General features: G+C 63.9%; 15 protein-coding genes. 13 read left to right on the forward strand and 2 right to left on the reverse strand.

Annotated features, from left to right (window positions below; all coding sequences use genetic code 11):
* Positions 1–663, reverse strand: a 663-nt coding sequence (locus tag MJ601_RS21325) for a MotA/TolQ/ExbB proton channel family protein (RefSeq protein WP_242130408.1), incomplete at its 3' end; no start/stop codon positions are given.
* A 272-nt stretch (positions 664–935) separates the two neighbouring features.
* On the opposite strand from MJ601_RS21325, the gene flgB reads away from it, so the two are divergent.
* From flgB to MJ601_RS21390, 13 genes are all read left to right on the forward strand, one after another.
* Positions 936–1,304, forward strand: coding sequence for a flagellar basal body rod protein FlgB (flgB, locus tag MJ601_RS21330; RefSeq protein WP_242130409.1), 369 nt, complete (start codon positions 936–938; stop codon positions 1,302–1,304).
* Between the two features lie 2 nt (positions 1,305–1,306).
* Positions 1,307–1,717, forward strand: a complete 411-nt coding sequence (gene flgC / locus MJ601_RS21335) for a flagellar basal body rod protein FlgC (protein ID WP_242130410.1) — start codon at positions 1,307–1,309, stop codon at positions 1,715–1,717.
* Positions 1,714–2,373, forward strand: a complete 660-nt coding sequence (locus tag MJ601_RS21340) for a flagellar hook assembly protein FlgD (RefSeq protein ID WP_242130411.1) — start codon at positions 1,714–1,716, stop codon at positions 2,371–2,373. Before flgC ends, MJ601_RS21340 begins: the two co-directional genes overlap by 4 nt.
* A gap of 48 nt (positions 2,374–2,421) precedes the next feature.
* The gene (locus MJ601_RS21345; protein ID WP_242130412.1) at positions 2,422–3,270 is read left to right on the forward strand and encodes a flagellar hook-basal body complex protein; all 849 of its coding nucleotides are present in this window, start codon (positions 2,422–2,424) and stop codon (positions 3,268–3,270) included.
* Between the two features lie 119 nt (positions 3,271–3,389).
* Complete coding sequence (locus tag MJ601_RS21350) at positions 3,390–4,133, forward strand: flagellar basal body rod protein FlgF (RefSeq protein WP_242130413.1); 744 nt, start codon at positions 3,390–3,392, stop codon at positions 4,131–4,133.
* A 68-nt stretch (positions 4,134–4,201) separates the two neighbouring features.
* Positions 4,202–4,990, forward strand: a complete 789-nt coding sequence (gene flgG / locus MJ601_RS21355) for a flagellar basal-body rod protein FlgG (RefSeq protein WP_242130414.1) — start codon at positions 4,202–4,204, stop codon at positions 4,988–4,990.
* 8 nt (positions 4,991–4,998) lie between these two features.
* A complete protein-coding gene (locus MJ601_RS21360) occupies positions 4,999–5,676 on the forward strand; it encodes a flagellar basal body L-ring protein FlgH (protein WP_242130422.1) in 678 nt (225 codons plus the stop codon).
* 14 nt (positions 5,677–5,690) lie between these two features.
* Positions 5,691–6,788, forward strand: a complete 1,098-nt coding sequence (locus MJ601_RS21365; RefSeq protein WP_242130415.1) for a flagellar basal body P-ring protein FlgI — start codon at positions 5,691–5,693, stop codon at positions 6,786–6,788.
* A complete protein-coding gene (locus MJ601_RS21370) occupies positions 6,788–7,099 on the forward strand; it encodes a rod-binding protein (protein ID WP_242130416.1) in 312 nt (103 codons plus the stop codon). Before MJ601_RS21365 ends, MJ601_RS21370 begins: the two co-directional genes overlap by 1 nt.
* Positions 7,096–8,430, forward strand: a complete 1,335-nt coding sequence (flgK, locus tag MJ601_RS21375) for a flagellar hook-associated protein FlgK (RefSeq protein WP_242130417.1) — start codon at positions 7,096–7,098, stop codon at positions 8,428–8,430. Before MJ601_RS21370 ends, flgK begins: the two co-directional genes overlap by 4 nt.
* A gap of 17 nt (positions 8,431–8,447) precedes the next feature.
* A complete protein-coding gene (locus tag MJ601_RS21380; RefSeq protein ID WP_242130418.1) occupies positions 8,448–9,293 on the forward strand; it encodes a flagellin in 846 nt (281 codons plus the stop codon).
* 227 nt (positions 9,294–9,520) lie between these two features.
* A complete protein-coding gene (gene motA / locus MJ601_RS21385; RefSeq protein ID WP_242130419.1) occupies positions 9,521–10,384 on the forward strand; it encodes a flagellar motor stator protein MotA in 864 nt (287 codons plus the stop codon).
* Positions 10,385–10,387: 3 nt separating this feature from the next.
* Positions 10,388–11,443, forward strand: a complete 1,056-nt coding sequence (locus MJ601_RS21390; protein WP_242130420.1) for a flagellar motor protein MotB — start codon at positions 10,388–10,390, stop codon at positions 11,441–11,443.
* Between the two features lie 421 nt (positions 11,444–11,864).
* Here MJ601_RS21390 and MJ601_RS21395 read toward each other — a convergent pair.
* The coding region (locus tag MJ601_RS21395; protein WP_242130421.1) for a hypothetical protein at positions 11,865–12,256 on the reverse strand (392 nt) is incomplete at its 5' end.

Consider the following 12,256-nt stretch of genomic DNA (forward strand, 5'->3'; position numbering starts at 1 on the left):
GACCTCGCGGATCGAAGCCCGCCGCGACGGCACATTTTCCCGCCGCGCGATGATGGCCATGCGATCCGCGACTTCCTTCTGCCAGGCGAGTTCGCGCTCGGACAGATCGGCCAATCGTGCCGCGATCGGGGCCGCGACGACATTGGCGATCACGACGCCATAAAAGGTGGTGAGCAGCGCCAGAGCCATGGAAGGCCCCAGCGACGCGGGGTCGTCCATCGCCGCGAACATGCCGACAAGGCCGATGATCGTTCCCGCCATGCCCAATGCGGGCGCCGCGTCGGCGACGGACAGCCAGACATTGCGCGCGCTGGCGTGGCGCTGCGCCCGGTCGGCCAGCGCCTGCGCCGCCCACAGTTCGAACTGCTCGGTCCTTTCGATATTGGCGAGCTTGCGCGCGGCTTGGGCAAGAAAGGGATGGGCCGTCTTCACCCGATCGGTGCAGGCCAGCCCGCGCAGTTGCGCGACCTGGTCGATCTTCAGCATCGCCACGCGGGCCGCGTCGCGATCCCTGCGCGGATCGACCGTCAGCAGCGGCTTCAACGCCGCAAGGGCGCACCCAAGGGCACGCCCGCCATTCTGGAACAACACGATCAGCCCGATCCCGGCGACCATCATGGCCAGTGTCAGAGGATCGAACAGATGCGTCATGATACCGACCATTTCACCAGTCCCCGAAGCCTTTTACGGCCGGCGGCAAAGCCCTGCCCCCGACCGGCAGATTTTTGCCGCCCTTGCCGCCCCGCCCCAGCAATCCCCCGTATTTCCGCCATTTTCGTCCTTGCCCCTGCGCCACCCACGCAAATTGGCACGGCTCTTGCGAATATCAGGCTGGATCACCCGCAGTTCACGCCATCAGGCCTCAGAACGACGGGTGAGGCAGAAGTTTTAGGCCCCGGAGAGAAAATCCGGGTCGAAAAAGCGGAAAGACGGAAATGTCGCTGGAAGACGGATTGTTCGGGATACATGGAAAGGCGCTGGCGCTTCGCTCGCAGCGCCTGTCCCTGCTCGCGTCCAACATCGCGAACGCCTCCACGCCCGGCTACAAGGCGCGCGACATCGATTTCGAGTCCGCGCTCAAGGAAGCCACGACGCAGCAGGGCAAATCCGCGGCCGACGTGTCCCAGGCCGTCGATGATTCGATGGGTTATCGCGTGCCGCTGCAGCCCAGCCTGGACGGCAACACCGTCGAACTCAGCACCGAACAGACGCTGTTCGCGGAAAATGCCGTCAAATATCGCACGACCCTCTCCTTCCTGGAGGGCCGCATCAACACCATCACGCGCGCCTTGAAGGGAGAATGAGCATGAGCGGCTCGGGTCCCATGAACGTCTTCGACATCGCCGGCCGCGCCATGAGCGCGCAGCTCGTGCGGCTCAACACCACGGCGTCCAACATGGCCAATGCCGGCAATGTCACGGGCAGCGCCGCGGATGCCTATCGCGCGATCAAGCCGGTGTTCGAATCCGTCACCGACAGCCCCGGCGTCTCGACCGTGAAGGTCAAGAATGTCGTCACCACCAACGCGCAGCCCACCAAGCGCCACGATCCCAACCATCCGTTGGCCGACAAGAATGGCGATGTGTGGGAAGCGGCCGTGGATAGCAGCGCGGAACTGGTCGACATGATCGAGACCGCACGCATGTACCAGAACAATGTGCAGGTGCTGAACACCGCCAAGTCCCTGATGCTCGAAACCATAAGGATCGGCAAATGACCACGACCTCGACAGTAACCGACAGCGCGGGTCTTTCCGTTTACAATGCGAACACCAATGTCGGCACCGGCAAGTCGACGATGGACCAGAGCGACTTTCTTCGCCTGCTTACCACCCAGATGCAGGCGCAGGACCCGATGCAGCCGATGGACAACACCCAGATGGTCGCGCAGATGGCCACCATCACCAATTCGACCGGCATCGCGGAAATGAACGCGACGCTCAAAAGCATGGCGTCGGAACTGACCGGAACCCGGCTGGGCGACGCTGCAAGCTGGATCGGCAAGTCGATGCTGGTGAAGAGCAATATCGCATCGCCCGACGCCGCGGGGCAATATGCCGGCCAGATCACCCTGGGCAGCGCCACCAGCGGCGCGTCGGTCGATCTGGTCGACAGCAGCGGCAATGTGGTCAAGACCATTGCGCTGGGCGATCAGGCCGCGGGCGACGTGCCGTTCTACTGGGACGGCAAGGATGCCACCGGCAACACCGCTGCCACCGGGCCGCTCAGCATTCGCGTCAACGGGGCGTCGCCCACCAGCGTCGCAAGCTGGGCCACCATCGCCGCCGTCCAGTCACCCGCCGACGGCAGCGCATCCAAGCTCATCACCGCGCTGGGAAGCTACAGCCCAACGGACGCGATCAGCCTGAGCTGATCCGCCCTCCATCACCTCTTTTTCCCTTTTCACCCAAGGAGCAACGCCATGTCCTTCTATATCTCGCTTTCCGGGCTCAAGGCCGCCCAGGCGGACCTGTCCAGCATCGCCAACAATGTGGCGAACGTGAATTCGACCGCGTTCAAGAAGAGCGATGCCGCGTTCGGCGACATCTTCGCCGCCGCCCCCATGCAGACCACCACCCAGGTTTCGGGCCAGGGCGTCCGCGTGATGGGCATCCAGCAGCAGTTCACGCAAGGCACGCTGGAAACCACCGACAAGACGCTGGACATGGCCATCACCGGCGAAGGCTTCTTCACGGTGAAGCGTACCGCCGACGATCAGGTCAGCTATACCCGTGACGGCGCATTTTCGGTCGATAATAATCGCTATGTGGTCGATTCGACCGGCGCCCGGCTTCAGGTGATCCCGCTCGATCCCACCACCGGCGATCCCACCGTGACGGTCGATTCGTCGCTGACTCCGTCCTCGCTGACCGACCTCAAGGTTCCGACCAACTGGCCCGATGGCGGCACCGGCAACCAGCTGACCAGCGTCGGCGTGTCGCAACAGGGCAAGATCACCGGCGTCTATGCCGATGGCACCACCGTCTATCTGGGCGCTACCGCGATGGCGGCGTTCAATTCGCAGGAAGGCCTGCGCCAGCAGGGCGACGCCCACTGGACCGCAACCAATGCGAGTGGCACGGCGATGCTGGGCCTGGGCAATAGCGGCCTTTACGGGTCGGTCAATTCGGGCGCGCTGGAACGTTCCAACGTCGATATCACCGAAGAGCTGGTCAACCTGATCTCGGCCCAGCGCAACTTCCAGGCGAACTCGAAGGCGATCGAGGCGGCGAATACGCTGTCGACCACCATCGTCAACATGCGGACGTAATTTTCAAGGCGCAGGGATGCTGACGCATCCGCGCCTTGGCTACGGTCAAACCCCGCGCGGGCTCAACCAGGGTGCAGGCACCTTGGCAAGCCCGACCGGCATCCACGAAGGAAGACCCCATGGACCGGCTCGTCAACACGGCACTCACCGCGATGCGCGGCGCGATGGCGCGGCAGGCGGCGATCTCCAACAATCTGGCGAACGTCAACACCACCGGCTTTCGCGGCGAGATCGCCAATGCCGAGACGCGCTGGATCAAGGGCGACACGTTCGACACGCGGGCGCAGGCATCCGAACAGGTGATCGCCGCCGACATGGCGCAAGGCGCGGTCACCCAGACCGGCAATCCGCTGGACGTGGCCATGAACGGCGATGCGATGCTCGCCGTCCAGGCCGCGGACGGCAGCGAAGCCTATACGCGCCGCGGCGACCTCAAGGTCAATGACAGCGGCCTGCTGACCACCGGCGACGGCATGCCCGTGCTGGGCGACAGCGGCCCCATCACCCTGCCGCAGATGGACAGCGTCTCGATCGCCAAGGACGGCAGCATCTGGGGCGTGCCGCAGGGCGGCGACCCCGCCAACCCGCAGCAGGTCGACAAGCTGAAGCTGGTCAGCCCGGTCGGGTCCAGCATCGCCAAGGGCACGGACGGCCTGTTCCGCGAAGTGAATGGGGGCGCCCTGCCCGAAGACCCGATCGCCACCGTCACCGGCGGTTCGCTGGAAGGATCGAACGTCAACGCCACATCGGCGCTGGTGCAGATGATCGAGGCCAGCCGCGCCTGGGAAACCCAGATCAAGATGATCGACACCGCCAAGCAGCTCGACGATGGCGGCGCATCGCTGATGAGGCTCGACAGCTAAAGCCCATGGTCAATTTGGCACGCCCCTTGCTTTGAAGCGTGCATGACCATGTGTCACGGAGACTATAGATGACCAACGCCGCCCTTCATGTCGCCCGCACCGGCCTTGACGCGCAGAACACGAAGATGCGCGTGATCGCCAACAACCTGGCGAACGTCAACACCACCGGCTTCAAGCGCGACCGCGCCGATTTCGAGACGCTGGCCTATCAGCAGATCGTGGCCGCGGGCGCCAATTCGGACAGCCAGAACAAGTTCGCCACCGGCCTCAATCTGGGTTCCGGCGTCTCGTTGCAGGGCACCAGCAAGATCAACGAACAGGGCACGCTGAACCAGACCGGCAACACGCTGGACATGGCGATCGAGGGATCGGGCTATTTCCAGGTGCAGCAGCCCGACGGCACCATCGCCTACACCCGCGCGGGCAATTTCACGACCACGGCGGAAGGCGTCGTCGTCACCAGCGACGGCCTGCCGCTGATCCCGCAGATCACCGTGCCGGAAGGCGCGACCAGCATCGCCATCGGCAATGACGGCACCGTCTCGGCCACGCTTCAGGGCCAGACCAGCCCCACCCAGCTCGGCCAGATCGAACTGGCCAGCTTCATGAACCCCGGCGGCCTCCAGTCGATCGGCGGCAATCTGCTGAAGGAAAGCGCCGCCAGCGGCACGCCGCAGGTCGGCGTCGCGGGGCTGGACGGGCGGGGCGTGGTCCGCTCGGGCTATCTGGAAACCTCCAACGTCAATGTCGTGGAAGAGCTGGTCGACATGATCGAAACCCAGCGCGCCTATGAGGTCAATTCGAAGATGATCAAGGCGACCGACGAAATGCTGCAATACGCCAACCAGCAGCTGTGAGGGTGACGATGCGCCGCGCTTCAGTATCCCTGATCGCCCTGTCGATGGCCGTTCTGGCCGCCTCCCCGGCCATGGCCGGCAAGAAGCGCGACGCGGAGCGGCAATTTTATGCCCCCACCGTCGTTGCCGCACCTGCCGCGCCGCCGGCCAATGGTTCGATCTTTCAGGCTTCGATGGGCTATACCCCGCTCACCAGCGGCGCGCGGGCGACCAGCGTGGGCGACATCATCACCATCGTGCTGGTGGAAAAGACCCAGGCGACCAAGAGCAACAGCGCCGATACCGCCCGTGACGGCAATATCGGCCTGACGCCGCCGACCACCGGCGTGCTGTCCAAGCTCCTCACGGCCAGCGATACGACGGCGAGCGGTACCAGCAAATTCACCGGCAAGGGCGCCGCCACCCAGTCCAACCAGCTCGACGGCGAGATCACCGTGACGATCGCGGCGACCTATCCCAACGGCACCATGCTGGTGAAGGGCGAGAAGGCGCTGACGCTCAATCGCGGCGACGAATTCATCCAGATCAGCGGCCTTGTCCGCCAGGCCGATATCGGCCCGGACAACCGCATCGCCTCGACCCGCGTGGCCGACGCCAAGATCATCTACACCGGCAAGGGGGAAATCGCCCGCGCCAGCCGCCAGGGCTGGTTGCAGCGCTTCTTCTCCATGATCAGCCCCTTCTGATGGACATGCCAGCCATGACCCGCCTGCTTCGCTTCCTGCTGCCCCTGATGGCCCTGATCGCGTTTCCCGCCCATGCCGAGCGGATCAAGGATCTGGGCACGTTCCAGGGCGTGCGTCCCAACCAGCTGACCGGCTACGGCATCGTCGTGGGCCTGGCGGGCACGGGCGACGACAGCCTCGATTATGCGACGCAGGGCATGAAGGGCGTGGTGTCGCGCTTCGGCCTCACCTTGCCGCAGGGGATCAATCCCGCGCTCAAGAATGCGGCGGCGGTGCTGGTGACGGCCGACCTTCCCGCCTTCGCCAAGCCCGGCCAGCGTCTGGACGTCACCGTATCGGCGCTGGGCAAGGCCAAGTCGCTGCGCGGCGGTACCCTCATCATGACGCCCCTGCGCGGCGCGGATAACGAGATTTACGGCATGGCGCAGGGCAATCTGGCCGTCGGCGGCCTCGGCGTCTCCGGCGCGGACGGCAGCCAGGTGTCGGTCAACATCCCCTCGGCCGGCCGCATTCCGGGCGGGGCCACGGTGGAACGCGCGGTCGCGACCGGCTTCGACACCGCGCCGACGCTGACCTTCAACCTGTCCGAAGCCGACCTGACGACCGCCCTGCGCGTCGCGGACGGCATCAACCGCACCTATGGCGACCATCGCGCCAAGGCCATCGACGCCGTGTCGGTGACGATCGACGCCGCGCCGGGCGCCAGCGACCGCATCATGATGATGGGCATGATCGAGAATATCGAGGTTTCGCCCGCCGACGCCCCGGCCAAGGTGATCGTCAATGCCCGCACCGGCACGGTCGTCATCAACGGCGCGGTCAAGATCCATCCGGCCGCCATCGCGCATGGCAAGATCACCGTCAGCGTCAATGAATCGCCCCGCGTGGTTCAGCCCGCACCCTTCTCCCAGGGGCAGACGGCGGTGGAGCAATCCAGTTCGATTTCGATCGATCAGGAAAAGAAACCAATGATTAATTTTAAAGGTGGAGCATCGCTGACCGATATAGTGAAAGCGGTGAACGCCATCGGCGCTTCCCCCGCGGACATGGTCGCGATCCTCGAAGCCTTGAAACAGGCGGGAGCGCTCAAGGCTGAACTGGTGGTGTTGTGATGCAGATTGGTGCGACTTCTACGACGGGATCGACGGCGGGCGGGACGCAGGGCAAGGCTGCCCTGGAAAAGGCCGCCCAACAGTTCGAGGCGATCTTCCTGCGCCAGATGATGGGCGCGATGCGCTCGGCCAGCCTGGCCGAGGGCATCAACGATTCCAGCGCAACCGACCAGTTCCGCGACATGGCCGATGCCCGCACCGCCGACAGCATGGCGACGCGCGGCACGCTGGGCATCGCCGACATGCTGATGCACCAGTTCGGCGCCAGGGTGGGCGGCACCGCCGCGCCTGTCGAAGGCAAGAGCGAATGAGCGACCTTTTCATCATCGGCGCATCGGGCACCAAGGCCTATCGCACCGCCATGGCGGCGATATCGGAAAATATCGCCAATGCCAGTACGGAGGGCTATTCACGCCGATCGGTGACGACGGTCGAATCCGGTTCGTCGACCGCGACCATGGCCTTCTACACGTCGCGCGCCAATTTCGGCGGTACCGCCGTCAAGAGCGTCAATCGCGCCACCGACCCCTATCTGGACGCGGCGGTCCGCTATACCGGCATGTCGCTGGGCAGCTCGACCGCGCGGCTGCGCTGGCTGACCGATTCGGAAACGGCGCTGAACGACACCGAAACCGGCGTCGGCCAGTTGATGACGACCATGTACCAGAATCTGGACAAGCTGGCCGCCAGCCCGACCGACAAGTCGCTCCGCGTGACCGTGCTGGACAGCATCAGCCGCGTCGCCCAGGCGTTTCAGCAGACCTCCGCCGATCTGCAACAGGTGTCGAGCGGCATTGCGACGGAGGCCCAGTCCTCGGTCGATACGATCAACCGTTCGATCAGCGATCTTGCCGACATCAACAACAGCCTGCTGCGCGCAACGCCGGGCACCTCCGCCTACAACCAGCTGCTCGACAGCCGGGACGCGGAACTGAACACGCTGTCGTCCAATCTGAATGTGGACATCAGCTTCGGCACCAATGGCCAGGCGATCGTCAACTATAACGGCCAGTCGCTGGTGCAGGGCACCAACGCCACCACCGTCGCGCTGACCACCAACACGGACGGCACGCTTTCGCTGGCGACCAGCGGCGGCACGGCGCTGACCGCCCCGGCGAACGGCACGCTGGGCGGGCTCTTCTCCGCGGCCGATACGGTGACGCAGCGCCGCACCAGCCTCGACACCCTCGCCCAGCAGTTCGTCACCAACATGAACAACTGGCACGCGCAGGGCACGACCGACGGCGGCACGAGCGGCGCGCCGCTGCTGTCCGGCACCAGCGCGGCGACCGTGACGGCGCTGATCTCCGACCCGACGCAGCTCGCCACCAAGTCGTCCGACGGCACGGCGAACGGCAATCTGCTCACCGTTTCGACGACATTGCGCGGCAATGGCAGTGTCGAGCAGGGCTGGACCGCGCTGATCGCGACCCATGCCAATCTGCTGGCATCCACAAAGGCTGAAAATACCACGGCGCAGAACCGCAGCGACCAGGCCGTCGCCGCGCGCGAAGCGGTCAGCGGCGTGGACCTGGACGTCGAGGCCGCCGACCTGCTGCGCATCCAGCAGGCCTATTCGGCCAGCGCGAAGATCCTTCAGGTCGCGAAGGATACCGTCGACTCCATCATGCAGATCATCTGACGGAAAGGAACGGCACCATGGTCGGCATCACCAACAAGGTCCTTCTGGCAGAAATCCGGCGCCAGCAGCAGCTGTCGCAAAGCATCGTCGACGGCCAGACCGCCATTTCGACGGGCAAGACGCTCAACAGGCCCTCGGACAATGCGCTCGCCTGGGTGCAGGTGTCGGACATCGGCCGCGCGCAGGCGCAGCAGGCCGCCTGGCAGAGCAATGTCAGCACCGGAACGACGCGCGCATCGACGGCGGAAGCCAATCTGGATGAAATGAACAACCTGCTGACCCGCGCGCAGGAACTGATGACGTCCGCCCGCAACGGTTCCATCAGCGATACCGGCAAGACCGCGATCCTCGAGGAAATGAAGACGATCCGCACGACGATCAATTCCCTGCTCAACCAGACCGACTATAATGGCGTTCCCATCTTCGACGACGGCCAGAGCGTGCTGGTTCCGGTGAGTCGGGGTCTGAACCTGGCGGTTGTCGGCACCAAGCAGGACGTGTCCGAGGGCATCGACGTCAACGGCACGTCCATGTCAATCGACGACATCATGAACCAGAGCATCACGGCGCTGCAAAGCGGCACCGACACCGACCTCGCCTCCGGCCTGGACGCGATCAAGGCGGCGCAGAGCCACGTCGTGCTGGAGCAGACCAAGCAGGGCGTCCGTTCCGACCGGCTGGACACCATCGGCACGCGCCTGACCGACGTCGATCTCGACCTGACCGAACGGCGGCAGGGCCTGGAATCGACCGATCTGACCCAGGTGATTTCCTCGGTTTCGGCCAAGCTGCTCCAGCTCAACGCCGCCCAGTCGGCCTTTGCCCGGATCAACCAGCAGACGCTGTTCGACCTCATCAAATAAGCGTGCAGGGGCGCGCGCCCGCGCCGCACCCGCAGGACGGATCGACGGTCGGCCGGTTCCAGCAACCGGTTGATAAGGCGCCCCTTTGCGCCGGAAACATGGTTATTCTTTTTTCGACCGGCGCCCTAAACCACAGAAGAACCAGGCCGTATTAACCAATCGAGAGCGTCTTTCGTGCGATGCTCCTTTCGAGACGGCGCCTTCGGGCAGAATTTTCGGGGATAATCATGTTCGCAATCATCGGCCTGGTCGTGCTGCTCGCCATGGTATTCGGCGGCTTCATTTTCACAGGCGGCGACATCGGCCCCATTCTGCACGCCCTGCCCCATGAAATGATCATCATCGGCGGCGCGGCCGTCGGCGCCCTGATCATCGGCAATAGCGGTTCCGACCTGAAGGCGCTGGCCGGCGGCCTGGGCAAGGTGTTCAAGGGGCCGAAATACAAGAAGCAGGATTTTCTCGACTGCATCTTCCTCGTCTCGCGCCTGATGAAGACGCTGCGGGTCGAAGGCCCGGTCGCGCTGGAACCGCATATCGAGGACCCGGCCAGTTCCGCCATCTTCTCCGAATATCCGCGCCTGATGGGCGACAAGACGCTGATCCACCTGATCAGCGACACGCTGCGCCTGGTGGTCGTCTCCTCCGGCACGCTCGATCCCCATGCGGTCGAGGAAGTCATGGATAATGCGCTCAAGACGCACCATCATGAAGCGCTGCGTCCGGCCGACAATCTTCAGGGGCTGGCCGACGCCCTTCCCGCGCTCGGCATCGTCGCGGCGGTTCTGGGCGTGGTGAAGACCATGGGCTCCATCGACCAGCCCCCCGCGATCCTGGGCGCCATGATCGGGTCGGCGCTGGTCGGCACCTTCCTGGGCGTTCTGCTCGCCTACGGCATGGTCAATCCCTTCGCCAATCGCTGCCGCGCGGTGATCGAGGCGGACGGTTCCATGTATCATGTCGTCAAGCAGATCATCGTCGCCTCGCTGCACGGCCACCCGCAGCCGCTGGTGATCGAGGCTGCGCGCTCCAGCCTGACCCACGCGAACCAGCCGGCCTTCGCCGAAGTGTTCGACGGCATGCGGGGCAAATAAGCCATGGCCGAGAAGAAGCGCGGGGCGAACGAGCCGGAACCCAGGCCGATCATCGTCAAGAAGATCATCGTCGATGGTCATGGCGGCCATCATGGCGGCGCATGGAAGGTCGCCTATGCCGACTTCGTGACGGCGATGATGGCCTTCTTCCTGCTGATGTGGCTGCTGGGCGCGACCACGGAAAAGCAGCGCAAGGGGCTGGCCGACTATTTCACCCCGACGCTGGTGCAGATGAAGGAAAATTCGGCGGGGTCCAACGGCCTGTTCGGCGGCGACAGCATGATGGCCAAGGAAAATTACCCGACCACCGGCGGGCAGGGCAATCTGGCCATCACCATCCCGCGCGATGCGTCCGGCACCAAGGATCAGGGCGGCAAGGCGACCAAGGCGGCCGACCGCGCCAAGTTCGAATCGATCAAGCGGGAACTGGAAGCGCGCATGGCCAAGCGCCAGGGCCTGGCCAGGCTGCTCAAGAATATCCGCTTCACCGAAACCCGCGAAGGATTGCGCATCGACCTGATCGACGAGGCGGATTTCGCGATGTTCGCCATGGGCACCGATCGCCTGCTTCCCCAGGCGCAGCAACTGGTCAACGAGGTCGCGCAGACCATCAAGACCATGCCCAATCCGCTGATCGTGCGCGGTCATACCGACGGCCTGCCCTACAGTTCGGGCCAGACGATGAACAACTGGATGCTCTCATCGGCCCGTGCGGAAGCGACGCGCAAGGCGCTGGCGGCCAACGGCATCGGCAATGACCGCTTCGCCCGGATCGAGGGCGTCGCCGATCGCGAGCCTTTCGCCAAGGATGACGTCTACGACCCGCGCAACCGGCGCATGTCGATCATCCTGGGCTGGACCCGCGGCAGTGGCGACGGCGATCCGGACGAACGGCTCGACGCGGAAACCAAGGCGGCGATCAGGGAACGCGACAATCCCGTCAACGTCGCCCGCAGCGAAGTGCAGAAGCTGGACATGGGCGGCACCGGATTGCCCACAGGGGCAAAGCTCATCAACCCGACGGCGCCGGGCACCTCCAACAAGCCGGGCAAGCATTGAACTGACGTTTTTTGGGTGGGTAGCGGAATTTCAGGTCCTCGGAGGAGGAAGCTGTAAAGCAGACCCAAATTATGCATACTGGGTCATGGCTACCAGTCTACTTCCTCTTCCCAACGGCAGCGCGTCCTTGGAGTTCGCGCCTGATGATCTTGCCAATGTTCGCGAAGCAATCTTGTCCCTGTTCGGTCGGGTGCTACGCGACGTTCAACCCACATATGATCGCCTGACATTTGGGGGCGAAACTTTCCTGTTCGAACATGAATGGGATGAGCCATGCTTAATCGCCCAGAGCGAGGCCGGGACACGGATGCTCGAACAACTTCTGACGCATTTGTAGGCGCGTCATAAATGACCCTCACGGGTGACTTTGCGACGGTCCGCTTTCGGACGCTGGCAGGACACAGCCGACATTGGCTACCGATCAGCTTGGCTTCGCTATAGGCAACAGCGCGCTTCGCAAGCTGTCGATCACGTCCCTTTTGGCAGACCAGAGCCAAATGTGAGACAGCACAGTTTCATACCAAATCCAAACACATTGGGAATGCCAGATAAGTTTGCCTTCGATAAGGTCTTCGCGGTCATACCATTCGGGCAATTCAAGGTGCGCATCGGGGTTCTGCCTAGCGAAAGTCTCAAGCAGATGACGGTACATGAACTCTTCGCCATCCGGCGAGCCCCATAGGGTGAAGCCCCATCCTTGAGGACCAGTGTTGCCAAACTGTGATGACGGTTCAACCGGGTCAACTTTGTCGAAGCGAAACACCGCCGTTTTGGGCCGTTCAACTTCCTCAATATGCTTCCTTCTTAGCCAAC

The organism is Sphingobium trunci, from assembly GCF_022664535.1.
Taxonomy (GTDB): domain Bacteria; phylum Pseudomonadota; class Alphaproteobacteria; order Sphingomonadales; family Sphingomonadaceae; genus Sphingobium.